28 protein-coding genes, 1 other RNA gene and 1 pseudogene are annotated in these 24,049 nt (G+C 43.2%); 24 read left to right on the forward strand and 6 right to left on the reverse strand.

Annotation, left to right across the window (positions count from 1 at the left end):
* Positions 1–245, forward strand: a 245-nt coding sequence (locus Q384_RS05340) for a transposase (RefSeq protein WP_037586439.1), incomplete at its 5' end; no start/stop codon positions are given.
* Between the two features lie 527 nt (positions 246–772).
* On the opposite strand, the gene minC is transcribed toward Q384_RS05340, so the two are convergent.
* The 3 genes from minC to Q384_RS05355 all read right to left on the reverse strand — a co-directional run bounded on the left by minC (position 773) and on the right by Q384_RS05355 (position 3,068).
* A complete protein-coding gene (gene minC, locus Q384_RS05345) occupies positions 773–1,477 on the reverse strand; it encodes a septum site-determining protein MinC (protein WP_037586440.1) in 705 nt (234 codons plus the stop codon).
* Positions 1,478–1,642: 165 nt separating this feature from the next.
* Positions 1,643–2,182 carry an alpha/beta hydrolase gene (locus tag Q384_RS05350; RefSeq protein ID WP_037586441.1) on the reverse strand — a complete coding sequence of 180 codons (540 nt, stop codon included), beginning with the start codon at positions 2,180–2,182 and terminating at the stop codon, positions 1,643–1,645.
* Positions 2,183–2,288: 106 nt separating this feature from the next.
* A complete protein-coding gene (locus Q384_RS05355; protein WP_037586469.1) occupies positions 2,289–3,068 on the reverse strand; it encodes an exodeoxyribonuclease III in 780 nt (259 codons plus the stop codon).
* A 244-nt stretch (positions 3,069–3,312) separates the two neighbouring features.
* Here Q384_RS05355 and pyrE point away from each other — a divergent pair, with 244 nt between their 5' ends.
* From pyrE to Q384_RS05365, 3 genes are all read left to right on the forward strand, one after another.
* Positions 3,313–3,954: an orotate phosphoribosyltransferase gene (gene pyrE, locus Q384_RS05360; RefSeq protein ID WP_037586442.1), complete on the forward strand. Its 642-nt coding sequence runs from the start codon at positions 3,313–3,315 to the stop codon at positions 3,952–3,954.
* Positions 3,955–3,979: 25 nt separating this feature from the next.
* Positions 3,980–4,339: RNase P RNA component class A (gene rnpB, locus Q384_RS12615), an RNA gene on the forward strand.
* A 450-nt stretch (positions 4,340–4,789) separates the two neighbouring features.
* Positions 4,790–6,103, forward strand: coding sequence for a dicarboxylate/amino acid:cation symporter (locus Q384_RS05365; protein WP_037586443.1), 1,314 nt, complete (start codon positions 4,790–4,792; stop codon positions 6,101–6,103).
* 368 nt (positions 6,104–6,471) lie between these two features.
* Here Q384_RS05365 and Q384_RS05370 read toward each other — a convergent pair whose 3' ends face one another.
* Positions 6,472–6,903 carry a hypothetical protein gene (locus tag Q384_RS05370; protein ID WP_037586444.1) on the reverse strand — a complete coding sequence of 144 codons (432 nt, stop codon included), beginning with the start codon at positions 6,901–6,903 and terminating at the stop codon, positions 6,472–6,474.
* A gap of 400 nt (positions 6,904–7,303) precedes the next feature.
* Here Q384_RS05370 and Q384_RS05375 point away from each other — a divergent pair, with 400 nt between their 5' ends.
* The 12 genes from Q384_RS05375 (at position 7,304) to Q384_RS05440 (ending at position 15,543) form a co-directional block, all read left to right on the forward strand.
* On the forward strand, positions 7,304–7,738 hold the full coding sequence (locus tag Q384_RS05375; protein WP_037586445.1) for a hypothetical protein: 435 nt from the start codon (positions 7,304–7,306) through the stop codon (positions 7,736–7,738).
* Between the two features lie 30 nt (positions 7,739–7,768).
* Entirely contained in the window at positions 7,769–8,584 is an 816-nt protein-coding gene (locus Q384_RS05380; RefSeq protein WP_037586446.1) for a hypothetical protein, read from the forward strand.
* A gap of 388 nt (positions 8,585–8,972) precedes the next feature.
* Positions 8,973–9,647, forward strand: coding sequence for a DUF4272 domain-containing protein (locus Q384_RS05390; protein WP_037586448.1), 675 nt, complete (start codon positions 8,973–8,975; stop codon positions 9,645–9,647).
* A gap of 252 nt (positions 9,648–9,899) precedes the next feature.
* Positions 9,900–10,610 carry a Hint domain-containing protein gene (locus tag Q384_RS05395; RefSeq protein WP_211251086.1) on the forward strand — a complete coding sequence of 237 codons (711 nt, stop codon included), beginning with the start codon at positions 9,900–9,902 and terminating at the stop codon, positions 10,608–10,610.
* 9 nt (positions 10,611–10,619) lie between these two features.
* A complete protein-coding gene (locus Q384_RS05400; RefSeq protein WP_037586450.1) occupies positions 10,620–11,537 on the forward strand; it encodes a hypothetical protein in 918 nt (305 codons plus the stop codon).
* A gap of 143 nt (positions 11,538–11,680) precedes the next feature.
* The gene (locus Q384_RS13230; RefSeq protein ID WP_156956460.1) at positions 11,681–12,025 is read left to right on the forward strand and encodes a hypothetical protein; all 345 of its coding nucleotides are present in this window, start codon (positions 11,681–11,683) and stop codon (positions 12,023–12,025) included.
* A 178-nt stretch (positions 12,026–12,203) separates the two neighbouring features.
* Positions 12,204–12,638: a hypothetical protein gene (locus Q384_RS05410; RefSeq protein ID WP_037586452.1), complete on the forward strand. Its 435-nt coding sequence runs from the start codon at positions 12,204–12,206 to the stop codon at positions 12,636–12,638.
* 207 nt (positions 12,639–12,845) lie between these two features.
* Positions 12,846–13,124: a hypothetical protein gene (locus Q384_RS05415; RefSeq protein WP_037586453.1), complete on the forward strand. Its 279-nt coding sequence runs from the start codon at positions 12,846–12,848 to the stop codon at positions 13,122–13,124.
* Positions 13,125–13,434: 310 nt separating this feature from the next.
* Complete coding sequence (locus Q384_RS05420) at positions 13,435–13,755, forward strand: hypothetical protein (RefSeq protein WP_156956461.1); 321 nt, start codon at positions 13,435–13,437, stop codon at positions 13,753–13,755.
* Positions 13,756–14,114: 359 nt separating this feature from the next.
* Positions 14,115–14,480 carry a hypothetical protein gene (locus tag Q384_RS05425; protein ID WP_156956462.1) on the forward strand — a complete coding sequence of 122 codons (366 nt, stop codon included), beginning with the start codon at positions 14,115–14,117 and terminating at the stop codon, positions 14,478–14,480.
* A 71-nt stretch (positions 14,481–14,551) separates the two neighbouring features.
* Positions 14,552–14,839 (forward strand): hypothetical protein, encoded by a 288-nt coding sequence (locus Q384_RS05430; RefSeq protein ID WP_156956463.1) that lies wholly within the window; start codon positions 14,552–14,554, stop codon positions 14,837–14,839.
* 278 nt (positions 14,840–15,117) lie between these two features.
* Positions 15,118–15,543: a hypothetical protein gene (locus Q384_RS05440; RefSeq protein WP_037586458.1), complete on the forward strand. Its 426-nt coding sequence runs from the start codon at positions 15,118–15,120 to the stop codon at positions 15,541–15,543.
* A gap of 342 nt (positions 15,544–15,885) precedes the next feature.
* On the opposite strand, the pseudogene Q384_RS13235 reads toward Q384_RS05440, so the two are convergent.
* Positions 15,886–15,963: pseudogene (locus tag Q384_RS13235) on the reverse strand (IS5/IS1182 family transposase); the annotation flags it as partial.
* Positions 15,964–16,678: 715 nt separating this feature from the next.
* Between Q384_RS13235 and Q384_RS05445 the strand changes: the two are divergent.
* From Q384_RS05445 to Q384_RS05465, 5 genes are all read left to right on the forward strand, one after another.
* Positions 16,679–17,410, forward strand: coding sequence for a GNAT family N-acetyltransferase (locus tag Q384_RS05445; RefSeq protein ID WP_037586459.1), 732 nt, complete (start codon positions 16,679–16,681; stop codon positions 17,408–17,410).
* A gap of 12 nt (positions 17,411–17,422) precedes the next feature.
* Positions 17,423–18,166: a lysophospholipid acyltransferase family protein gene (locus Q384_RS05450; RefSeq protein ID WP_051940503.1), complete on the forward strand. Its 744-nt coding sequence runs from the start codon at positions 17,423–17,425 to the stop codon at positions 18,164–18,166.
* Between the two features lie 84 nt (positions 18,167–18,250).
* Positions 18,251–20,044, forward strand: a complete 1,794-nt coding sequence (locus Q384_RS05455) for a DNA recombination protein RmuC (RefSeq protein WP_051940506.1) — start codon at positions 18,251–18,253, stop codon at positions 20,042–20,044.
* A 15-nt stretch (positions 20,045–20,059) separates the two neighbouring features.
* Positions 20,060–20,263 carry a hypothetical protein gene (locus Q384_RS05460; protein ID WP_037586460.1) on the forward strand — a complete coding sequence of 68 codons (204 nt, stop codon included), beginning with the start codon at positions 20,060–20,062 and terminating at the stop codon, positions 20,261–20,263.
* The gene (locus Q384_RS05465) at positions 20,260–20,634 is read left to right on the forward strand and encodes a VanZ family protein (RefSeq protein WP_037586461.1); all 375 of its coding nucleotides are present in this window, start codon (positions 20,260–20,262) and stop codon (positions 20,632–20,634) included. Before Q384_RS05460 ends, Q384_RS05465 begins: the two co-directional genes overlap by 4 nt.
* Here Q384_RS05465 and Q384_RS13240 read toward each other — a convergent pair.
* A complete protein-coding gene (locus Q384_RS13240; protein WP_156956464.1) occupies positions 20,595–20,837 on the reverse strand; it encodes a hypothetical protein in 243 nt (80 codons plus the stop codon). The two genes, Q384_RS05465 and Q384_RS13240, sit on opposite strands and share 40 nt — an antisense overlap.
* Before the next feature lie 177 nt (positions 20,838–21,014).
* Here Q384_RS13240 and Q384_RS05470 point away from each other — a divergent pair, with 177 nt between their 5' ends.
* From Q384_RS05470 to Q384_RS05480, 3 genes are all read left to right on the forward strand, one after another.
* Positions 21,015–21,263, forward strand: a complete 249-nt coding sequence (locus Q384_RS05470; RefSeq protein ID WP_037586462.1) for a helix-turn-helix domain-containing protein — start codon at positions 21,015–21,017, stop codon at positions 21,261–21,263.
* Positions 21,264–21,273: 10 nt separating this feature from the next.
* Positions 21,274–22,851: a bifunctional phosphoribosylaminoimidazolecarboxamide formyltransferase/IMP cyclohydrolase gene (gene purH / locus Q384_RS05475; protein WP_037586463.1), complete on the forward strand. Its 1,578-nt coding sequence runs from the start codon at positions 21,274–21,276 to the stop codon at positions 22,849–22,851.
* 778 nt (positions 22,852–23,629) lie between these two features.
* Entirely contained in the window at positions 23,630–23,818 is a 189-nt protein-coding gene (locus Q384_RS05480) for a hypothetical protein (RefSeq protein WP_037586464.1), read from the forward strand.
* The last annotated feature ends 231 nt before the right edge of the window (positions 23,819–24,049 follow it).

Genomic DNA, 24,049 nt, shown 5'->3' on the forward strand with positions numbered 1-24,049 from the left:
ATGTGGGTTTTGAAAAGCATTTTCGTGTCAATCATGGTAATGATGAATTTTCCGACGGTAAGGGCAATCATGTAAACGGTATTGAAAGCTTTTGGGGCTTCGCTAAACACCGCTTGGCGAAGTTTAAAGGTATTCATAAGCACTTATTTGAAATTCATCTTAAAGAAACTGAGTTTCGTTTTAACCATAGAGAGCAAAATATCTATAAAATCTTGCTTAAATGGTTTAGAACCGAGAAAATTTAGTTGTCTTGTTTTTACCTTGTTTGGTTGTCTTGTCCCAAAAATATTATGGGTATTCGTGATTGGTGCAGAGGAAGAAATATTTGAAAAATCATTAAAATCTATCAATTGAGTGATGCTGCTTGCTGTGATAAAGAAGGGAAGGCAGTTTGAATTCTGTTTAGACAATGCGCAGATGCCAATACGCCAATGTTTGCATGAATGTAAGGTTTTTGAGCAAAATTTTGCGGATTTTGGCATCAGTAAAAGCGATTTTGTCCGATGCCGCCATTGGTTTGAAAACATATATTGATTACGGTGCTTATTATTACCATAATATTTAAAATGGTTGATTATTTCTAAAGAGTTTAATCTTTCCTTTTTAACTGAAATTAGAATCTCAGTAAAAAAGAAAGATTATAAAGAGGTAAAAGTAATTTATTTTTGATATGGATTGTCGTTTATTGATTGGTATCTTTAATGCAACTGAATTGTTCAGATATTTTTTAAAGTATTAACACAGTTTTAAAAGCAGTCTGTATAAAACGCGGCTAGTCCGCTTCAATGGCACTGATAACCAAGCGGTCTTCTTGCAGATAAATTTGTGCCGGTTTGTGGTGTAAATGGGCGGGCAGTTGTTGATCGAGAACGCGGTACACCCCCGCCACCGATACTAATTCCGCCTGTAAGGACTGCACAAAAATACGGGCATTTTTATTGCCGCCTGCACCTGCCAATGCGCGGCCGCGCAAACGGGCATACACATAAATATTGCCGTCTGCCAGAATCTCCGCGCCTTCGCTCACCAGTGCCATCACCAATAAATCCGAGTTTTCGGCATAAACCTGCTGACCGGTGCGAATCGGGCGGTCAATCACCAGCGGCGGTTTAATCAATGGTTGTTTTTCTTTCGGCGGCGTTGCCGTGGTTGGGGCAGCAGATGCGGCGGTGTTTTCAGGCAGCTTGCTGAATAACAGATGATGCTGCTGCGCCGTTTCCGCCCACTGCTGGTTGCGATGACGCAAGGCAACAAATTTCAAATGAAACTGCGCAAATAAAGTGATAACTCTTGCCAAGTTCAAAGCAGCGGGCCGTTCAAACGCAGTAACATCTAAAATAAACGGTATGTGCCGAAATTCGCTCAAACGAGCGGCGCGGGTTTTGAGGTCGGCGTGGATTTGGGCTAAATCAGCGGTATTTAATTGAATGGATAAAACATCTAAACGCGCTGATTTGACTTCAAATGTGGTTTTCATAATTATTCAGGTGTGTGGTAAGTTTTTATAATGGATACAATTGGTTAATTAAACTTCAGCTGCTTTCTGCAAGTAAACTGTTGCTGCCGATGAGTTGTTTTTGTGTGTGCATACAACAAAACTTTCAGGCAGCCGGAAAATGCCGCTGTGCCCGTTTTTATCTGCTTACGCCAGCAGCATTTTTTGCATCAATTTCATGCCCCATTGCCAGCCGTGCAGCGATTCATTTAAATGCCCGCTTTGCGGTGCTTCACATAAACGCATTTGCCACGATTGTGCTTGGGTTTGTGCCCAAGATTTCGGACACAAAACATCATCTTGCCCGACAACCAGCGCGGCGGGCAGATTGATTAAGCGCACACGTGAGCAAACCTCGAAAGCCTCTTGTTGGCAAATCGCTTGCGGCGGCGACACCAACATGACTGCGCGAACGCGTTTTTGAGTGAGAATATCGCTTTGATACCACCACGCCAGCCACGCCAATGCACCGATGCCGTGCGCCACCACCATAATGTTTTGGGCATTGATGCGGTCTGCATCGCCTTGCAGCAAACGCTGCCATTGCGCTGCCGTTTGCATGGCACTCGCTTGGCTCAAAAACGATGAGGGATAGCTGACTTGCCAGCGGTCAAGCCACATTTCCGATGTTTCATCGGCATCGCGAATCAGCCACAAGGCGAGGTCTTCCAGTTCTGCCGCATTCATGGTTTGCCTTTTTTATGTTGTTTGCCGTATCAATTTAATAAGGGTTCAATCATACACGGATTTTGTGTCTGTTTTGCCGGTGTGTGCATTGTTTTCAGGCAGCCATTCAGTCAATTGAGCTGTCGTAATCCACCACCAAAGGCGCGTGGTCAGAAAATTTTTCGTCTTTATATACGTGTGCTGTTCGTGCTTTTCCCGCTAAATTCGGTGTACACATATGGTAATCGATGCGCCAGCCCACGTCTTTGGCGTAGGCTTGACCGCGATTGCTCCACCAAGTATAACCGGGTGCGTCAGGGTATAAAGTGCGCCACACATCCACCCAGACCAATTCCTCAATCACGCGGGTGAGCCACGCTCGCTCTTCTGGCAGAAAGCCTGAATTTTTTTGATTGCCGCGCCAGTTTTTTAAATCAATATTGTGGTGGGCAATATTCCAATCACCGCAAATCAGCATCTCGCGCCCCTCATTTTTTAATTCAGCCAGTATCGGCAAAAAAGCGTCTAAAAATCGAAATTTGGCTTGTTGCCGCTCATCTGAGCTGCTGCCTGAAGGTAAATACAAAGAAATCACGCTTAATTGTCCGAAATCGGCGCGGATAAACCGCCCTTCTTCATCGAATTCAGGTACACCCAAACCGATTTGCACCGCATCGGGTTTGCGCTTACTGTAAATGGCAACGCCGCTGTAACCACGTTTTTGTGCCGTGTGCCACACACCGTGCATCTGGTTTGGGTGTTTCATCGCTTCGTCCATGTCGGCTTCTTGCGCTTTCAATTCCTGTACACACACAATATCGGCATTTGCCTGAACCAAATAATCCAAAAACCCTTTTTTTGCCGCCGAACGAATGCCGTTGACATTGGCTGAAATGACTCGTAACACGCATTGATCCCTTTTCAAGTAAAATTCTGCTATTTTATGGTCAAATAACATAACCAAACAGCAAAATATGAGGCAGTCCAACCGCTGGCAGCGCGATAAAATTGATATGGCAATTCATTTACTCGGTGTACCGAAACGGTAAACCGCGGATTGCGGCGTCAATTGCCCGCCAAAACAGGGCGTGTGATATTTAACATTTTGCTTGTGTTTCAGTTTGCCATTGTTCTCATTATAAGGAAAACCCATGTCTGATTTTCGCTGCCAATTTCTTCAATTCGCCCTGCAGCAAAACGTCTTAAAATTTGGCGAATTTACGACCAAAGCAGGGCGGTTATCGCCCTATTTCTTCAATGCAGGGCTGTTTAATGACGGAAGCGGTATGCTGCAGCTGGCAAAATTCTATGCCCAAGCCATTCAAGCACGGAATCTGCCGTTTGATATGTTGTTTGGTCCTGCCTATAAAGGCATTATTTTGGCGGCGACAACCGCGATGATGCTGGCTGAAAACGGCGTAAACGTGCCGTTTGCCTACAACCGCAAAGAAGCCAAAGACCACGGTGAAGGCGGGGTGTTGGTGGGTGCGCCGTTAAACGGACGCGTGTTGATTATTGATGATGTGATTTCCGCCGGCACATCGGTACGCGAATCCGTGCAATTAATTCAGGCAGCCGGTGCAACGCCTGCCGGTGTGGTGATTGCGCTGGACCGCATGGAAAAAGGCACGGGCGATATTTCTGCCGTACAAGAAGTGGAACAGCAGTATGGCTTGCCTGTGATTGCCATTGCCACTTTGCAAGACTTAATCATGCTTTTGGACAACAGCACAGCTTTGGCGGCATACCGAGAACCGGTTGCCCGATACCGAAGCCAATACGGCACGGCATAAAGTTTGTTACAATTCGCTCCGCATACGGGCAAATCAGACAGTCGCCGCGTGTGAAAACACGGGGAGGAAAGTCCGGGCTCCGCAGAGCAGAATGCCGATTAACGGTCGGGCGTCGAGAGGCGACGGATTAGTGGAACAGAAAGCATAACCGCCGATGGCTGCCTGAAAAGGCAGCACAGGTAAGGGTGAAATGGTGCGGTAAGAGCGCACCGTGCCGTTGGTAACAACGCGTAGCAGGCTAAACCCCATTCGGAGCAAGACCAAACAGAATGCGATGACGCTGCTCGCCGAGCATTCGGGTAGGTTGCTTGAGCGCATGGGTAACGATGCGCCTAGAGGAATGACTGTCCAACGACAGAACCCGGCTTATCGATTCGCCCGTATGCCCCTCTGATCGGTTAATCAACCGTAGATGAAACCGTCATCAAAATGCTTGTCTTCGCTTCATCTGTTTTCAGCAGAATTAAACAGTAAATGCACAATTTGCAGTAAACGGTTCAGTATGCCGCGAACATTCGCGAGAAAAATGTAGCAAAGCAGGCAGAGTGAATCTGTTGTTTTTTTACCCGAAGATAGGGCAGGATTAAAAAGTTGAAAACAGTGATATTGACGGATATGGCATTAAAAGAACAGCATAATATTGAAATTTCGCCTTATTAAAATAATCAGTAATGCAGTTGCGTGGGGATAAATTTTTTTATGACTGTTTAGCAGAAATAATACCGAGATAATAAAATAACTTGATAAAAAGTAACTTTAAATACATCATTGAACATGGTTAAAGCAGTATTTGATTGAGTCAATTTTTTTCATTTAGCAAAGGGAGTTTTGTTTTATGTTATCGCTTGATATTGAGGAAATGAACAAAGAAGAAATTAAGAAACACAAATGGTATCAAATTCTTTATGTTCAAGTGCTTATCGCTATTACCATTGGTATTTTGTTGGGTTATTTTTATCCTTCGGTTGGTGAGAGTATGAAACCTTTGGGTGATGCGTTCATCAAATTGGTAAAAATGATTATTTCACCGGTGATTTTCTTAACAGTGATTACCGGTATTGCCAGTATGAGCAATATGAAAGCAGTAGGCAGGGTGGCAGGAAAAGCCATGATCTACTTCCTTACTTTCTCTACTTTGGCTTTGGTGATCGGTTTGGTGGTTGCCAATGTTGCTCAGCCCGGAAGCGGTTTAAACATTGACCCGGCAACCTTGCAATCTGAAAAGGTGCATGAATACGTGCAAAAATCGCACGATGCCACCTTAACCGGCTTCCTGATGGATATTATCCCCACCACTCTTTTCAGCCCATTAACCGGCGGTAATATTCTGCAAACCTTGTTTATTGCAGTGTTATTTGGCGTTTCTTTGGCCAGTATCGGTGATAAAGCCGCGCCGTTGGTAAGCTTTTTCCAAGAATTATCTGCGCCGATATTTAAAATAGTGGCGATTTTAATGAAAGCCGCTCCGATTGGTGCGTTTGGCGCGATGGCATTTACCATTGGCAAATACGGCATCGGTTCAATTGGTAATTTGTTGTTTTTGATTCTTACCTTCTACATTACTTCGCTGTTGTTTGTGTTGATTGTATTGGGTGCAGTGGCGCGGTATAACGGATTTTCCATTTTGAAATTGATGCGTTATATCAAAGAGGAATTGCTGCTGGTGTTGGGTACAAGCTCTTCAGAAGCGGCATTGCCCACGTTAATGGATAAAATGCACAAGGCAGGCTGTGAAAAATCAGTGGTGGGCTTGGTGATTCCGACGGGCTATTCGTTTAATCTTGACGGCACTAATATTTATATGACTTTGGCAGCCTTATTTATTGCGCAAGCATGTAATATTGATTTAACACTGCAACAGCAAATTTTGTTGCTGCTGGTTGCCATGTTAAGTTCAAAAGGCGCAGCCGGTGTTACCGGAGCAGGTTTTATTACTTTGGCGGCTACTTTGTCGGTTGTTCCTACCGTACCGGTAGAAGCCATGGCGTTGATTTTGGGCATTGACCGCTTTATGTCGGAATGCCGCGCTTTAACCAATTTGGTGGGCAATGCTTGTGCCTCTGTTGTGGTGGCGCGCTGGGAAAACAGTTTGGATAGAGACAAATTAAACAGAGCTTTAAACGGTAATACTGTCGTTGGAAACAATTAAAGCTGCTCAAGAAAATGGGATTATGACACGATGTCAATAATTCCATTTTTTCTTATGTTCGTTCATTGGGCCGGAATTGTTTGGATTGACTAAATAGGCTGCCTGAAAAGTGTTTTTTGGGCAGTTCTGCATTTACGGAGAATATTTTTTAACCGCATCGGCAAATATTCCCAAGAGCGTGATCATTCGGTTTCTTTATGTATTCAGCGAATGGGCAGATGCAAGAAGCTCAGGAAATATGGGTGCAACGATAAAGAAATGCAGACAGTGCTATTATTTATTTCGAGGGCAGGCTTGATGATATCATCAAACCATAAAATTTATCCCTGACACAGAATTTTGAACGCCCTCGTGTGCTCCCTGTTTTCTTAGGCTTCACCTTTAACCCAAGTCAATGCAAGTCCAGGGCCAAATGTCCACCAGCCATTAGAAATAAATACATCCCAATGCTCAAACTCTCTCGAAGTGCATGGATGTACACATATAGATATATTGCCCTCTATCTTCACAGAAAGAGTAATGGTTTTCACATTAAATTGTGCATCTTCAATTTTTTTCCCCTTTATCAATGCCATCCATGAATCAATTTTTTTACCGCTGCTTTCAGTAGTGCACCTGATTTTTCTCTTATCAAAGTAATACCAATTCCCATATTTTAGCCAGATATAAGATTTTTCCCCGCCATTAAATTTTAATTCTATCATTACAAGCGATGCCATACTTCTACTGACAGACATCACTCTACCTCCCTTTATCCGGGATAGATCATAATTTAAGGCGTTAACTTTTTTAGTATTCATAGTGACTGACCGATCACATCAAAACATCAATATTCCCTTTTTTATTATATCTTCAGCACTCATGTTTCGTCCTGTAATTTCTTCGTGCAGCTTCCTCTTCCCCCTTTTATCAAAAGGTTACTCTCAATAAATTGACATGTATATTTGAATTGCTTATTTTGCGCCTGATTGTTTCCTGGTGTATCATCATGCACATTATGAATCAGTATACCATCTTCTCCGATGAAGAGAGTATGCGCGTTAGCGATCTCAAGGTTAAAGACTTGAATGATCTTCTGTTTGGTACAACTACCATTGCCGGCATTCGTATCGAACAGAAAACCATCCCCTGCCCGGGTCTAGATGCCCAACTGTTCAGGTTGGTGATAGTACCTGACTCGGCGAAACACAGGCTATTAGTATGGATACAATACTCGATAAATATCATGAACATTTGCTTGTTCATGCTATGGAAAGTGATGCTGGATTCTCATGCAGACTACAGCCACTTCAATTAGCTCAAGGTGGGCGATTATTACCAGTTGATCCAGAATTATATATTGATATTAATTTTGGTAATTCTGTTCTTGCACATTTAATTGTTCCGGAAATAATCCAAGTTGGTCTTGGAATGAAATATGCAGATAACTGCATTATGTCTGAAGTTGAAACAAGTCCGTTAATTAAATTCCTTGGGGTTGATGCATTTTTTCCACATGACAATCCTCAGCATATTGTTATCAAAACATCACATCAAACTTTGAATGTCATATTAAGAACGAGCAAGGATAGCCCCAGTGCTGTTCATTTAACAATAACCACAGAAGTACCTGTCGAAATGATTAATTTGAAATGATTTTCATAATAATGTCGGGAGTGGTGAATAATGGCTGCAGATAAAAATACATCGTTTGATTGGTTTCGATCGGAGATTGCTTCAATAAAATCGAAGCGATTTCATATATTTGATAAAATGTCAGGCAGCGATTTATTTTATGAAAAAGATGGGAGAAGGATTTCTATTGCTGGTGATTATGCCGATTTTATCGCGGAATTTGGATGGGCAAAACTTTTTACAGATTGCCATGATGCTCCAAAAATGATGGTCTATCCACTTAAAGAGTATAGGTGTCATGTTTGCAAGGATGGAAATACCTATATCGGATTTGGTGATCGTGGCTGCCAACATGTTTGTTTCGAGGAGAACTCTATTATTAATGGATGCCCTCACAAGGTATATGTAGTGTCGGCAAATGATGAGGTAATCGAAGTGTTTCCTGGTTTTTCTGAATGGCTGATTTCTGCTTATAATTGGACGAAATCAAAATATTCTCAGAAACGTTGGGAACGTATCATAAATGGACCAAAACCATTCTCTCAAAAAGATCAGCGAATTGTAGATGCACGAAGGTTGTTTAAATGGAAATTAATTGGCTTTGCTGAAGATGGTGATGCATTGTTTGAAATAGAAAATTGCTCGGAAATATCATTGCCATATTTGTCAATTGGTGTTAGTGATATCAAGAAGAAAATACTGACTGGCGGCGTATGGCTGGATGTTCGGAATGTTAAGCCTGGAAATAAAGCTATAGTTAGAAGTGATTGTTATAAAGACTGTATACCATCTAATCAACTTGATGTGTTTGCGCTTCCAGACCCTATCCCAGAAAAAAAAGAAGCTTATTGGGAGTTTGAGCAGTAAGCATATTGGATATATTGTTAAACTATTTTTTAGAATCTTTTCGAGGTATTTTCAATATTAGGGCGTTTAAAACTCTGTGCCAGGAGTAAATCTTACAGTTTGATTATATGGCTATGCTATTATTTTTTGCACATAGATACCGTTGTTCATTCCGGCTTCTACCATGCAGAACTTAATTATTTCGGATTGCTGTGTGATGAAAAAGAAAATGGTTTAGCTGTAGAACATAAATGGATATGGATAAAAGCTGTGCACAAATTTTTAAGGCTTAATGGCATTGATACGCTGTTTAAATTGTGTATAGGAATTATTTCGGCTGAATGGTTTATTTGGTTAGTTATTTTGAAAAATTTAATAGTTTAGCTATATTTAGTTATGGAGGAAGAAAATGATAAGCACACAAGCGTTAAGAAAGCGATCTCACGAGATTCTTCAAAAAAGCGGAGGTCGGTATGAAATCCATGAACTTCTGCCGCCAATGGATGAGGCTATTCCCTGTTTACGTCGTTCTTGTTCTGAAATTCAAAACAGGGCATTGGCAATGTATATTTTTATACTGCGGCTGGTCGATGGCGAGAGATTTTTGGATTATGACAGGACATGGTTGTTAAGTCATGGACTATATAGCTGCTTAACGGACGATGAGCAGCAAATATTCAATATGCCAGATGCTTGCTTAACGGAAAGCAAAAAGGAGACTTATCTGGATATGGTCGAAGGGTTGTATGCGTTGTGTTGGCTTCTTGGAAAAGAAAACGAATTAAATATCAATGGCTATGTTCCAGATAATTTGGTAAGGCACTTTCCCGTTGCAGATGTAAATGATGGCGTACCCTCAATTGCTGCTCCATCAATGGACTCTTTTTGTACTCTGCGGGACAGTATTGAGGTGGCTCAAATGTGGGATGTTTATTATTGTATGCATTGGTCTATGGTAGAGGAGCGTGTAAATGGCATAGTAATTGAGCGGAATATTAATGTCTGGACTGTAATCGAACGAAGGCGAGCTTTGGAATGGGCGCTTTCTAACGATGCATGGGATGAAATTTCTCTGGATACCTAAAGCGGAAAATCGGGGACAAGACTGCCGCTCCTTAACCCATGTCGGTCACAGTGCCTCTATGCACTTATGCGTTGAGCGTGGCATTTTTTAATATGAGGAATGTGTTATGTACAGAAAACCCGATTTTGACATGAGATTTTGTGGAGGGGATGAGCGTAGCGTTATCCACCATTTACCGATGTACGCACTCAACCGTTCAATGGTGGAAGGTGCTTCACTTTTTCACCCTGCGCGATGTCCGGGCTACGCGCTGTGAAGGATCCGGGCGGGTGTTTTATTGCCGGAACACTGGTACATACCAAGGAAGGGCTGAAATCCATTGAGGAAATCAAGGTGGGGGACTATGTACTTTCCATGCCGGAAGATGGGAATAGTGAACAGGCTTACAAGCGTGTTACCAAGACACTGCAATTTAAAGAGAAAGAGGTTTGGTGTGTCGAAATATGTCCAAAGTCCGAGGTAGAACAGGCAAAAAGAGAGCATCGATTGATTAGGCAGGAATCAGCTTTTAAATTGATTGTGACACCGAACCAGCCATTCTGGGTGGAGGGTATGGGTTGGACGAGAGTAGATGGACTTTTCCATACTTCCAGCGAACATTTACCACAATTAATTTTGTCTGATGGAGAGATAGCGATGGCTTTTTGGGCTGCCCCAATGAAGCGTTCTGAGAGATCAAATGCCGCTTGGGCTCCTGCACCCGATGGATTTGATGGCAGCTATTTCTCTACTGGGATGCACGTAGATCTAACTCAAGGAGGGAGATCGGCTGAATTTGGCTATTTGCCGAGTAGAACAGGTTCGATGCATGATGACAATGGGGGTGTTGATGTTTGGAAACCAGAAAATATATACCGTTGTACGGTTTATAATCTGGAGATTGAAGATTTTCATACTTATTATGTAGGTACTCGTGGAGTATGGGTGCACAACCAGAATTGTGTAATCTACTATACGAAATAGGAGAAGATAATGGATATGCCTGGGCGTGCGCGGGAAGTTGATACTATTATCAATGGGGAGTTACGCGCCCGAACTTTATGTGTTGATGCACGGCATGGTGCAGCCTGTGCAGAACTTTGGGCAACTGGACGTTATAACGAGTTACGCATATCTGAATTCGAAAATCCTGGGTTAAAAGATATTGAGTTTCTATCGATTTTCAGAAAAATAACTTACTTGCATCTGATGCTGGATCGAAAAATTGATTTAAGTCCTCTTTGTCAACATGCGAATAGTCTTCAAGGATTTTCCTGCAATGACGGAATCAATGGGCTGAAAGATTGCCGACCATTTACCTGTCTTGAATTATGGGGGCAAAAATATTTTCCTTCCATGAAATTTGCAGACAACTATCCAAATTTACTTGGGCTTTGTTTATCTGGCAAGTACACAAACCTGGAAGCATTGCCACGCGCTGATAACTTGAAAGAGATAAGTTTTCCTCAAACCTCCATTGAAAGCCTTCAAGGAATTGAACGTTACCCTGAATTGGAAAAAGTTCTAATCTATCAGGCTCGAAAACTGCGTGATATATCACAGCTTTCCAGGTTGAAGAATCTGAAAGAGATAGATTTTGACAAATGTCGTTGTCTGGTACAAGGTGGGTTTGACTGGAGCTGCCTTCATGGTCTGCGTAAAATGGTATATATGGGATGTACAGCCATGCCAGACTTGCAGTTTATTCGTGAGATGCCGGATTTATTCTGGTTGGTGATTATGGATACAGATGTTTTAGATGGAGATTTGAATCCTGTTGCGGAACATCCCAGGCTTCAGCATTTCGTATGTACATCTTATCGACATTTCACGCATACAGAGGCGCAGTTGAGAAAAATATTGATTGCCAGAAAATCCTTATGCAACTCTTCTACAGGAAGAGAAAAGTAAGGAGCGTATCCAACGCTGTTCAAACATGGGGACATACCCCTTTCCCTCCGAAATCAACCCGTATTCCTTGGCGGCAACCTCATTACGGTTGAATGGCCGGGTACGCGAAATTACCATCGAAGACCGATATGAAATTACCCTGAATGCCACCTTTGAAATTGATGTGCCGGCAGTGGTCGTTGTGCTCAGCTCGCACAGTATCAATCTGCCTAAAATGGCAGCAGACGAAGTTTTCTTATGGCGAACTTACCCTGACCAATCATGGATTAATCAGGACAGAACACATTCGGCAGACTTTACCCAGAGATGACGCTTACTTCCGTTGTAAATTTCTGGCAAAATTCCCGGAACCGCTGAAGCACAAACAGGGCGCGACCATACTCTACCGCATCATCACCGTGAAATCGCTGGATGATTCGGCCTATGATGAAAATGCATCAGGCGGTGGCGCGCACGCACTGCGTCAAGGAAAATCAAATGGAGTGTGATTTCAAATGTACCAACGGACAGACCGGCGATTGTGGTGATCGTAATGCCTGGGTTGGACAGAGTGGTCTGTCCCTGTTTTGAAGGAACTGCCGCCCCGACGACGATTCCAAAGAGAGGCTGTCTGCACTTTCACGATAAAATCGCAATGATCAATTCAATTCAAGCCAAACGTTCACTATGAGTTCCCAGACCCAGCCAATACTGAATCCTCTTGCCATTGCTGAACGGCATTTCAGAGCTTTCGCGGAAGCTTTTCTCAATGAAGCTGTGGCAGCGCGTTGGATTGCTTTATTTACATCTTCCACGCAGTCAAAGTGGAGAAAAATTCGTCCATGGGATTTGTGGGAGGAAGATAAAAGGCGAAGCGGCGCGTATTTTGTTGAGCTTTTAGTGCCTGTCAAAGCTATCCTGCATGACCCTGCTTTTTGTCCAGATCCTGAATGTGATGCTGTAGTCATTGCAGTGGGGCACTCGCGTCCATCAGTCGTTGTCCAGAGATTTTCGCTCATCACCCCGAAAGATTGGCCATTGGAAGGGATAATTAGCCTTGAACCTGGGAAAAGGGCTTTTGTAACTAATCATGATGGAGATGTCATTATTTGTACCAGATAAATTGGGATGGGGGGACAGGGGGCAGACAATGGCGGGAAAATCACAGGAGTTGGGCGGTCAAATTCGAGTTGCGAACTAGGCTTGCCGGTCAGGCTGGTGCTGCCGAGCGTGGTCAATAGACATTGACACTACATTGGAACGTACACATCCTAGGGGTGGTTACACACCAGAATATTCCAAATTTTAGACTTTTGAAAGAGTATTTTCATGTATGTCGGAAAAAGAGTAAGATTAAAATCGGTGGACAACAAACAGAGCAAGCCAACGTGTGTCCAAATTCGAGATTACGAGGATTATTGGCGTTTAATTGGCTGTGAAGGAGAGATTATTTCTGATGAAATACCTTCTTGGTCTAAAGATAAGCGGTTTCTTGTGCGGTTTGATCAAGATTTGATAGCGATGAAGTTGGAATGTCATAATGAGCTTTCTAATCCATTATGGTCAAATGCGTTGTGGATACGTGTTAGCGACTTAGAGATAATATAATGATGTTTGGTGATAAATATCAAACGAGAAACCAGGATACTTCCCAGTATTTCTTTGACAAAGCTCATGATATGCTCAAACTAATCAAGAATCAACCGCGTTTAAATGACAAAGGAGGAAATTTAAGCCGATAAAACGGATTCGTCTTTTTCGGCTATGATTTTTGTGTGCTACTGAAATCAATTCACATTGAGCTTTAAATATCCATAGACCCTAAAATATGTCAAAAATACTATTTTCCACTCTCCTTTTCATCGCATCTTTGCTTGCAATGATTACTTTGATGTATCGGTCTGAAAACGTAGAAACTATGGAGTCTGATTTGGGTAAATATCCTGATTTCCAGCCATTTTTGGTGGGAAAGACAGGGTTCTATCCTGGGGTTTTCAATTTTGATACAAACTCTTTTTCTTTTTCTTTTCCTGTTTCATTTACTTATGTAGGGGATTATTTCCGCGAAATTGATAGTCGTGCCATAAAAGGAAACTGGACGCTGGTAAACAGTGCAGAATTAAACAGGGTGTATGTTAAAAACATGGATAGGGTAAGTCTATTTTACGATATCGAAAAAAACGTCGTTCTTTTTATTCGGGATGAAAGGCATAAAAAAAGTATAAACCAATCTGAATGAAATATAGTCAAACATATTTCTTCTCTTGTTGGATTAGAACCATTGGTGGTGATCATCATCATCGGTTTGCTCAAAACAGGGAGCGTACCCAACGTTGTTCTAAAATAAGGACATACCCCTTTCCTCAAAACAAATCTGTGTTCCTTGACTACAACCTCATTTGTGAATGGAGGATGGAACTTATTAACCATGCCTGTGAGCTGGAATACTTGGTTGGGATTTGCACCTAGATGGGGAAGAACTCAGGCAATGTTGGCGAATATTGCACGCTATGCCATCCAATTAGGTGTGCCTGGTATTGCGGTCAGATCATTTTATGCGGGTTATTAATATGGAGACTGGCAACAGAGTCAGTGTGAATGCCAATGACGTATTCTGTGTGTATCAATTGTGGGGTGGAGAAGAAACATCCGATGAGCAAATGTTCGAATTGTGGATTTGTGCCTACCAGTAATGAAGACAAGGCGAAGTCTTTGATTCTCTCGCTGGATTATGAGATTGATGATGAATATTGCGGTAAGACCAAGGAAGAACTGAAAGTAATTGCAATTGAACTTCAGTTTGGAAATTCTTATGATTTTGATCCGCTAGAGGTCAAAGCTGTAGTTGATTACTCACATAGAGTTGATGCCATTCAGCCGAGTGAGTTAATTATCGATGGATTAAAGTGGTTGCTTCTGCCGATTTCGCTATTAATTATAGCCCTTGTTTTTTTGACAAAGTAATGTCAATGATATGGCATGTAGAGAATTGAGGTATTCCGGGATATAAGGAACTTTAATGAGGAAAAATCGTCGTGATATTACATATTCTTTTTGTTGTTATGTTTTTAATTGGTTTGTGGTTAGCAATTTTGAACTGGTATGTTGTTTACCTCGGCGTGACAAAGGGGCATGCTCCATCGTGGATGCCGTTGATTGCCGGGATACTTTTATTTGTTGGGTTCTATTTTTACCCTGAAAACACTCTACGGCATTGGGCTTGGGTCGCTTTTTTTATTGACTTTGGAAGTGTGCCAGGACTGGGGTACACAGTGTTGTTTTACAGTTGGAGAGTTTATAAAAATTTTCGCAAATTATTTTAATCCTCTTCAAGAACCAATGGATTGTGGATGTGAGCAATGAATCAAGAAAATCTCAACAAGATGCTAAAGATTTCAAAGATGATTTGCATTTTGATATTCCAGATATTTTTCTTTGGAAGTATATTATTGTTGGTATTGTTTAAGCCTAAAGAAAAAATATATGGTTTTTTGACAATATCAATATGGGTATTGGCTGCTATCCCTTATATAAAACATGACTATTTTGTTCATTTTTTTATTAAAAAATTCAAGAAAAATCTTAGAGGAAATTCTTGTAAATGATGGACGTCATATTTAGATTTTTTTATCGAATTTTTTTCGAACATGTAAGCGAATTACTTCCATATGAGAAACTGTGTCTTGGTGCGTGGCGAGCTTTGCTGAGTGCAGAAAATAAAGATATATTGGATAGGCAGATCGAATCTTGTTGGACAGTGAGAAGATATATTGGAAAACTATGTTTTCATCATTCTAAGCGAGAGAATGTTCCATTGTTTGCTAATTTCCATCCTGACCAAAATGTTGCATTAGTTGTATTTGAAGCATTATCTTCAAGAGTGGGTACGGCAAGAATATTTATTCATCGAGGATTGTTCTTCTCTATTGAGAACTCCAGAAGTTTACAAAAATTCATTGAGTCTCATAAATCAAATATTAATCAACTGAAGATTAGTCGTATTGATATATTAATTGATTTGAATTGAGAAACAGAATCAGCATAGATGCCAATAACAAATAAAAACGGGTAAGTCCTCTGATAATGGGTATTCATGCGATTGATGAAATCCATATTACAACACTGAAATAAAATTTTATTTCAGTGTATCGAAGAATACCAATGAGGAGTGATCATCATGATAGTACATATTCTTTGTGGTGTTGTGTTTTTAATTGGTCTGTTGTTTGCCTGTGCTGGTGATGATGCCGTTGGCACAGATGAATCTCCGTTATGCGCGGCATTTTTTGAGAACTTATGTTCAATAATACCTAAGCAAAGTATATAAATGGGAAGTGATAAAATCATTTTCTTGATGTTTGCATTTAATCTCGTCATCCTTACTGAGTAACCTTGAATGATTTACCCAAGCAAAGGTTCGTTCAACAACCCAACGTTTAGGTAAAACCAGACATTCAGGCGTAATTCGGGCAGAAATATCAACGCCAATACCCAATTGGTCAGCGACATTTTCCTCAAAAGTCTTGCGATAATCCGAGTTCAGCACTGAACCGCTTGATGGTTTGGTATCTTTCAAATGCTTTTTTTGCAGCCGAAATGCCGGATTTTGTGTTGTGAATATTTGCTGCGTGAATTTTTCGCTGATAACAGATTTCCTATAATATCCACGGCAATATGCCGTTTCTTATCCTTTATTTTTTAACCACCGTCAATACCGCGTTCCTTGGTGGCAGACGTTGTTTTTGCACTTTGAAAATCAATAATGGCGTATATGCCGGTTCAGCTTCTCGTCCTGCATCTGTTCGGGCTTTAGACACTGTGGAATGGCTTATTAAATCGCTAATGCAACATGGGTGAAGAAAATTTGCTGAGGCAAACAAAGCAAATTTGTTTGTTGTGTGGTCAAGCGTTTTTTTATTCGATAGAATGACGGTGTAGGTACAAAATATGGAATAATTTTACATTCCGCAAGTGTGATAATCCTACTTCTTTGCCATCAATGAATGCAATGAATGGGGGGAGCGGCGGGAAGCAAATGTAAACAATCATTGGTTTTTCTTTAAATTTCTTCTGTTGAAGTACATTGGTTAATGACATATTTTTGTCATTGAACGTGCGTATTCTGTTCTCATCTCTGAGACTTTAATGAAACAGGAATATTCATGCAGCCTCTTTATTTTGCCAACAGTCGTTTCAGCGTGTCATTGGCACAAACCGCTGCCGAAATTGACGAGGCACAAGCCTTGCGCTATCAGGTATTTGCCGAGGAAATGGGCGCGAATATCGTTTCCGACTGCCAACGTGATGTTGATCATTACGATTCGTTTTGCCGCCATTTGGTGGTGCGTGAAAATGAACACAATCGCGTGGTGGGTTGTTATCGGTTATTGGATGCCGCATCGGCGCAAAAAGCGGGTGGCTGGTATTCGGAGAGCGAATTTGATTTAAGCCGTTTACAACCGATTTTGCCGAAAACTGTGGAATTGGGGCGTGCCTGCGTTCACCCTGATTTTCGCGACGGTGCGGTGATTGCCATGCTGTGGGCGGGTTTGGCAAAATTCATGCAGCAAAATGGTTTGGATTATATGATTGGTTGCGGCAGTATTTGTGTTGACGATGGCGGTTGCCAAGCGGCGGCTGTATTCCGTCAATTACAAGCCTTGCATTACGCGCCGGAAGAATACCGCGTTTTCCCCAAAAAACCGTTGCCGAGTTTTGATGAAAATCAAGCGCATGAGGCTGAACTTCCCGCATTGCTCAAAGGCTATTTGCGCGCCGGTGCTTATGTGTGCGGAGAGCCGCATCTTGATGAAGATTTTCAATGCGCTGATGTGTTGGTGATGATGCCCTTGGCACAGATGAATCCCCGTTATGCGCGGCATTTTTTGAAATAGGGAAGATCCATTTTGTTTCCGCGTTTGTGTCTTGCGAGTCGTCTGTTGTGCATCGGCATTCATTTATGGGCAGGCTGCCTGAAAATAGCCTGTTTGTTTCCGTTTTTAAGCGAACGGCAACGAAGTGAGCAAGTACAAAAATGGTCGGTGATATTGCTGCGATTATGCCGTGTTCGTTTGCATTTGCATCACGCCGATAACGCGCTTCACCACGGTTTATACGTGTGCAACCACATCTCGTGGCTGGATATTTTTGTGATTAATGCGTGGCGGCCTTGTGCTTTTGTGTGTAAAGACGATGTCAAAAGTTGGTTTATTATCGGCTATTTGGTGAGCAATACCGGCAATATTTTTATATCACGCAGTAATAAAAAAATGGCAGCCGCCGCCATGGAAAACATTAGCCAACGCTTGAAAAAATACGAGCGCATTGCTTTTTTCCCCGAAGGCACCAGCAGCGACGGCAGTGTTTTGCTGCCGTTTAAATCGTATGTGTTTCAGGCAGCCTTAGATGCCGGTACACCGGTACAACCTTTGGCATTGCGTTACCTCAATCATGACAAGACGCTTTGCCGTGCAGCGGCGTATTACGGCGATATGAGCCTGTGGCAAAGTTTATGTGCTTTGCTGCGTTGCCCTGAAACAGAAGCGCATTTGTCGGTATTGAATCCCATTGATGACACCGCAGAAAACCGTCGGGGTCTTTGTGAACGCAGTTATCAAGCCGTTTCTGAATGTCTGGCAGACACAAAGTAAAAGAACTTAGCGGATTTCAGAACAAGAAAAGAGGCTTATGGGGTACAATAATACAATCTCCTTAATTGTGTGCTTGTTTGAATTATGCCTCAGTTTATATTTCCGCTCTCAACCATCATCGTTTTTGCCTTGTTGGTTTTGCTTGTCCCTGTTGTCTATTTGCTGATGCGCCGCCGTGAGCAGCGTTTACGCAATGACGTTCATGAACTGGAAACCGATATTGCCCGTCGGCAGGCATCGGGAGAGCAGCTGCAAGACCAGCTTCAATCGTGCCAATTGCAGTTGTTAAGCGTTCAGCAAGATTTACAAGACAAAAATGTGCAAGTAACCGAGGCGGAAACCGAAAATCGGCAGATTGCACCGCTACGCCAAGAAAAACAGCAATTACAGCAAGAATATCAAACATTACAAAGCCAGTTTCAGGCAATCCAAACCCAATTGACGCAAGCGGAAACCACCAATCGGCAAATTCCCGAATTGCGTCAGGAAAAACAGCAATTGCAAGAGGCGCATCAAGCCTTGTTGGTGCGTTTTCAGGAAGCCCAAAGCAATTTATCATCTTCACGGCAGCAAGTCATTGATTGGCAAGAACAAGAAAGTGATTGGCGTGTTCTGAAAAATGATTATCAAAATTTGGAAACCCAATTTAACACGCTGCAAGTGGCGCATGGGCGTTTGCAAACCCAGTTACAGCAAGAGCGCGACAGCCACCAAGAAAAGCTCGCCTTATTAACCGAAGCACGTGAAACTTTGAGCAATCAATTCAAAGTATTGGCGAACGAAATTCTCGAAGAAAAGGGCAAGCAGTTTGGCGAACAAAACAAAAACCATTTAGAAACTTTGCTCAATCCTTTGCACGAGCGTGTACAGGGTTTCAGCCAGCTGATTCAAAACACCTACGAAAAAGAAAGCAAAGAGCGCAATCGTTTAGAAACCGAATTGCAAAACCTGCAAAAACTCAACACTCAGCTACATGAGGGCGCACAAGCACTCACCGACGCACTGATTGGCACACAAAATAAAGCCCAGGGCAATTGGGGCGAAATGATTTTGGAAACCATGTTGGAAAATTCAGGTTTACAAAAAGGGCGCGAGTATTTTGTACAAATGAGCGGTGTGAGTACCGATGAAAATGATGAAGAACGCCGTGTTCAGCCCGATATTGTGGTGAATCTGCCCGACAAAAAACACATTATCATTGATTCCAAAATGTCGCTTACTGCTTATGTGCGCTATACGCAAGCACGCCAGCCGGAAGACGCCGAACGTGAATTACGCGCCCATGTACAATCGGTGCGCAATCACATCAAAAACCTTGCCGAAAAACGCTATGACAACATCAAAGGCTTCAACACCCCGGATTTTGTGTTTTTGTTTATTCCGGTAGAACCCGCGTATTTGGTTGCGTTGCAGCATGAGCCGGGTTTATTTGATGAAGCGTTTAAAAAGCGCATTATGTTGGTCGGTCCCGGCACTTTGCTGGCTACTTTGCGCACCATTGCCCATATTTGGCGCAGTGAACAGCAAAATCAAAATGCCCTGAAAATTGCACAAGCCGGTGGTAAATTGTATGACAAATTTGTCGGTTTTGTGTCCACATTGGAGAGTGTCGGCAAAAACATCGGTCAGGCGCAAAACCAATATGATGCCGCAATAAGGCAGTTGCAAAGCGGGCGGGGCAATTTAATCAGACAAGCCGAAAGTTTGCGCCAATTGGGCGTGGCAAGCAGCAGACATTTGCCCGAACCTTACCGCAATCAAGACGATGATGAGGCAGACAATCAATCCGTATTTGTGCTTTTGCCCAGCACTGATGAATTTGAAGCGGCTTTACGTGCGAACACGAAAACAGAAACCGAGCCCGATTCACGAAACTGATTCAAAAGCAACATAATGCCAACCACGAGCTTATTCCAAACCGAACCCATTGCCGTGTGTGCTGAAGTGCTGGATTTTTGGCTCAACGAATGCAGCGCAGATGATGCACCCACAGCGGAAACCGTGGCGCAATGGTGTGATATTTTTACCCGCCGCGGCGGCGCGTTTATGCGTTTGGCAGCTGAGTGTGAACATTATTTAGCCGAAAGCGGCGCATGAATAAATGGCTGTTGTTTGCGTTTGTGTGGTTTTCAGGCAGCCTGTACGCTTTGTTTTTCCGCGATGGCGGCACTTCGCCGCCGCCGTTTGTTCATTTTGATAAAATCGCCCACATGGGGCTGTTTTTTGGACAATTTTGGTTGCTGGCAAAAATTTTTATTGAAACCGATAAACCCGTGCCCTGGCGCGGTTTATTAACCGCCGCCGTATTTTGGGCGGCAGTCAGCGAAGTTTTGCAAGCTCTGTTCACCCGCAATCGTCAAGGTGATGTTTGGGACGCAGCTACCGATGTTTTGGGTGCGGTATTGGCGGTGTATTTGGCGTATCGGGTTCAGAGTGCAGGCAAGGCTTCGGGCGGCAATTTTTCGTAATACGCGGTAATGTTGGATTGTGTTTTCGCAAAATAAGACGAAGATACGTTGTTTACTTCGCGCGGGTAAACGAAGCCAATGCGGCAATTGCGGCGCGGGCAGAAATGGCAAAAGCAGATTGCTTTTGGGTGTTTTTTCAATTGATACGGCGGATAGATTGCCGATGTGTTTTCAGGCAGATTGTTTGTACAAAATATTGTCATTGCCAATACAAACGCGGCGGCTGATTTGCCGCTGAAACCATTATCGGCTGCTCTGAACGCAACCTTGCGGCAACACGCCGAACAATCATATTTACCTTTTTAGGTATTCACTTTTTCAGGCAGCCTGTAAAATACAGCCCCCCGACACATCTGCCGCTTTTTTTGGAATGGGTCATTATGTTACACAACATCAGCATCACTGAATGCATCGAACACCAGTTGCAGCAGTATTTTGCCGATTTAGACGGCGAGATGCCGTGCAGTCTGTATGAAATGATTATGAACCAAGCAGAAGAATCGCTGTTTCGGTATGTCATGGAAAGCTGCCGGCACAATCAAACCCGAGCGGCGCAAATATTGGGCTTAAACCGCAATACCTTGCGTAAGAAACTCATTCGATACCAATTGTTACAAGAAAAACCGTAAGGAAAACAAAATGGCTGTGATTAAACGCGCCTTATTAAGTGTTTCAGATAAAACCGGTGCGGTGGATTTTGCCCGCGCATTGGCACACATGGGGGTTGAATTACTGTCCACCGGCGGTACGGCGAATCTGTTGGCAGAAGCCGGCATTGCCGTAACAGAGGTTGCCGATTACACCGGCTTTCCCGAAATGCTCGACGGCAGGGTCAAAACCCTGCATCCGAAAATACACGGCGGTATTTTGGGGCGGCGCGATTTGGACGAACACGTAGAAAAAATGGCAGAACACGACATCGGCAACATTGATTTGGTGTGCGTCAATCTCTACCCGTTTGCCGCTACCGTTGCCCGCACCGGCTGTACTTTGGAAGATGCCATTGAAAACATTGACATCGGCGGTCCAACCATGGTGCGCTCCGCTGCCAAAAATTGGAAACACGTTGCCATTGTTACTGATAGCCGCGACTACGAATCAATCGTGAATGAAATGCAGGCAAACGGCGGCGCATTGAGTGATAAAACCCGTTTCAATCTGTCGCGCAAAGCCTTTTCGCACACCGCTCAATACGACGGCATGATTTCCAATTACCTCACCAGCGTGAATGACGATGCCCTCAGCGGAGAGCCGCATTTAAATGTATTTCCGCAGCAATTCAACCAAAGCTGGCTGAAAGTGCAAGATTTGCGCTATGGTGAGAATCCGCACCAACAAGCCGCGTTCTACCGCGATGTTTACCCTGCTTCAGGCAGCCTGTCGGCGTATAACCAGTTGCAAGGCAAGGAATTGTCGTATAACAATATTGCTGATGCCGATGCGGCGTGGGAAGCAGTGAAAGCCTTTGATGAACCGGCTTGCGTGATTGTGAAGCACGCCAATCCTTGCGGCGCGGCGATTGCGGCAGACACGCTCACTGCCTACCGCTTGGCATTTGCCACCGACACCACCAGCGCATTCGGCGGCATTATTGCTTTTAACCGTGAGGTAGATGCCGCTACCGTGGAGGCTGTTACCCATCAGTTTTTAGAAGTATTGATGGCACCGAAATTCAGCGACGAAGCCCGCGCCCTTATTGCCGCTAAGAAAAATGTACGTGTTTTGGAAATTCCTCTGCAAGCGGGTGCAAACCGCTTTGAATTGAAGCGTGTCGGCGGTGGTTTGCTGGTGCAAACGCCGGATTTGCATCGGCTGAGCCGCAGTGATGTACACGTGGTGTCCAAACGTGCGCCGACCGAACAAGAATGGCAAGACTTATTATTCGTGTGGCGTGTGGCGCAATATGTTAAATCCAATGCGATTGTGTTCGGCAAAGGCGGACAAACCTATGGTATTGGTGCGGGACAAATGAGCCGCGTGGATTCTACCCGCATTGCCGCCGGCAAAGCGCAAGAGGGTGGTTTTGATTTAAATGGCGCGTGTGCCGCTTCTGATGCTTTTTTCCCGTTCCGCGACGGCGTGGACGTTATTGCCGAACAAGGCATCAAGGCGATTATTCACCCGGGCGGTTCGGTGCGCGATGAAGAAGTTTTTGCCGCTGCCGATGAACACGGCATTGCTATGGTGCTGACGGGTGTGCGGCATTTCCGTCATTGATGCGTTGCTGTCATCAAAGGCTGCCTGAATATTTTTCAGGCAGCCAAATATTTTTCAGGCAATGTGGGGTGGTGGTAACTTTTACCAGATTAAGGGTGTTATAAAAAGGTGAAAAAAATTTAGCGAGGTCAATTGGTTAGGGGTGGTTTTTAGAGAGTTTGTGTGTCGGTAACTTTTTCTGAAAATTGCCGAAAAATTGCTAACTTTTGCCGATCAAGGCTACGAGGGTGGTTAAAAGGTGGTTTAAAAAGGTTTAAAGCCGTGTTTAATGATGATTAAACGCGGCTTTTTTATTTTTGTTTGGCGGTGGCTGGTGGTTTAAAGGGTTTTAACGCTTTGTTTTGAACGGTATTTCTCAGAAAAAAAGACAAAAAATATAGCCATACTATTATTTTTTCAAAAAAGTAAACATGACTTAATTTAACAGATTTCAGACAATTAGCCGTAGTTTTTCCAGTCGATCATTTTGAAAAATTTAGTAGTTTAGCCATAATTGAAGAATAACAAAAAAGGCTTGATTCAAATTATAGATTTACCTATAATTATACCCAGTTGGCAAGATGAGCTTGCCGAGAACGGGAACAGCCCCACCGAAGCGGGGCTGGCACTTGAAAGGATTACCAGATGAGTACATTCATCAAAGTAATCGTGCTGGTGTTATTGCTCTTGATTAGCGGTCAAGTTTGGTAATAACACATTAAACAGTGCGGGGGGAGTTACCGCTCCCCCTCTTTCACCACTATACTGATATAAACGTAAAAAATCAAGGGGGTAAGATATGGCGATGACACAAGCGGAAATTCAGCGGCGCAGCGATGAGAAGCGCGGAGTGCGGGTAAAGAGCTTTAAATTACCGATTGCGGTGATTAATTTGATTGAAGAAACGGCGCAACGAACAGGTAAACCACAAACGCTGGTTATTAGCGAAGCAATACGAGCCTATACGGCACGCTCAGTGGAGCGATAAACTCGGGATAACAGGCTATTTGAATTTTTCAGGCAGCCGAAATGTTTTTCAAGCAGCCTGAAAAGTAAATAGTCATAACAGCCGCGGCGAACTGCTTGCTGCGTTGCTGATTTTTTATTAGTAACAGGTGATTTTGTTATTTCTTTGATATTGTAAAGAATTATCCGATAAAGCCGTCAATCACTGCTTATTTTTTAAGCAGTGCATAAAATGGCTTTGTTTTCAGGTATT

Source organism: Stenoxybacter acetivorans DSM 19021 (genome assembly GCF_000745895.1).
Lineage (GTDB): Bacteria > Pseudomonadota > Gammaproteobacteria > Burkholderiales > Neisseriaceae > Stenoxybacter > Stenoxybacter acetivorans.

Coding starts and splice junctions, on each gene's coding strand:
- Q384_RS05440 (WP_037586458.1), top strand. CDS start 15,118: ATGATGGACGTCATATTTAGATTTTTTTATCGAATTTTTTTCGAACAT.
- Q384_RS05420 (WP_156956461.1), top strand. CDS start 13,435: ATGGAGTCTGATTTGGGTAAATATCCTGATTTCCAGCCATTTTTGGTG.
- Q384_RS05460 (WP_037586460.1), top strand. CDS start 20,060: ATGCCAACCACGAGCTTATTCCAAACCGAACCCATTGCCGTGTGTGCT.
- minC (WP_037586440.1), bottom strand. CDS start 1,477: ATGAAAACCACATTTGAAGTCAAATCAGCGCGTTTAGATGTTTTATCC.
- Q384_RS05370 (WP_037586444.1), bottom strand. CDS start 6,903: ATGAATACTAAAAAAGTTAACGCCTTAAATTATGATCTATCCCGGATA.
- Q384_RS05445 (WP_037586459.1), top strand. CDS start 16,679: ATGCAGCCTCTTTATTTTGCCAACAGTCGTTTCAGCGTGTCATTGGCA.
- Q384_RS05465 (WP_037586461.1), top strand. CDS start 20,260: ATGAATAAATGGCTGTTGTTTGCGTTTGTGTGGTTTTCAGGCAGCCTG.
- Q384_RS05480 (WP_037586464.1), top strand. CDS start 23,630: ATGGCGATGACACAAGCGGAAATTCAGCGGCGCAGCGATGAGAAGCGC.
- Q384_RS05390 (WP_037586448.1), top strand. CDS start 8,973: ATGATAAGCACACAAGCGTTAAGAAAGCGATCTCACGAGATTCTTCAA.
- Q384_RS05365 (WP_037586443.1), top strand. CDS start 4,790: ATGTTATCGCTTGATATTGAGGAAATGAACAAAGAAGAAATTAAGAAA.
- Q384_RS13230 (WP_156956460.1), top strand. CDS start 11,681: ATGCCACCTTTGAAATTGATGTGCCGGCAGTGGTCGTTGTGCTCAGCT.
- Q384_RS05375 (WP_037586445.1), top strand. CDS start 7,304: ATGGATACAATACTCGATAAATATCATGAACATTTGCTTGTTCATGCT.
- Q384_RS05400 (WP_037586450.1), top strand. CDS start 10,620: ATGGATATGCCTGGGCGTGCGCGGGAAGTTGATACTATTATCAATGGG.
- Q384_RS05425 (WP_156956462.1), top strand. CDS start 14,115: ATGCCAATGACGTATTCTGTGTGTATCAATTGTGGGGTGGAGAAGAAA.
- Q384_RS05410 (WP_037586452.1), top strand. CDS start 12,204: ATGAGTTCCCAGACCCAGCCAATACTGAATCCTCTTGCCATTGCTGAA.
- Q384_RS13240 (WP_156956464.1), bottom strand. CDS start 20,837: ATGACAATATTTTGTACAAACAATCTGCCTGAAAACACATCGGCAATC.
- Q384_RS05470 (WP_037586462.1), top strand. CDS start 21,015: ATGTTACACAACATCAGCATCACTGAATGCATCGAACACCAGTTGCAG.
- Q384_RS05380 (WP_037586446.1), top strand. CDS start 7,769: ATGGCTGCAGATAAAAATACATCGTTTGATTGGTTTCGATCGGAGATT.
- Q384_RS05455 (WP_051940506.1), top strand. CDS start 18,251: ATGCCTCAGTTTATATTTCCGCTCTCAACCATCATCGTTTTTGCCTTG.
- Q384_RS05415 (WP_037586453.1), top strand. CDS start 12,846: ATGTATGTCGGAAAAAGAGTAAGATTAAAATCGGTGGACAACAAACAG.
- pyrE (WP_037586442.1), top strand. CDS start 3,313: ATGTCTGATTTTCGCTGCCAATTTCTTCAATTCGCCCTGCAGCAAAAC.
- purH (WP_037586463.1), top strand. CDS start 21,274: ATGGCTGTGATTAAACGCGCCTTATTAAGTGTTTCAGATAAAACCGGT.
- Q384_RS05350 (WP_037586441.1), bottom strand. CDS start 2,182: ATGAATGCGGCAGAACTGGAAGACCTCGCCTTGTGGCTGATTCGCGAT.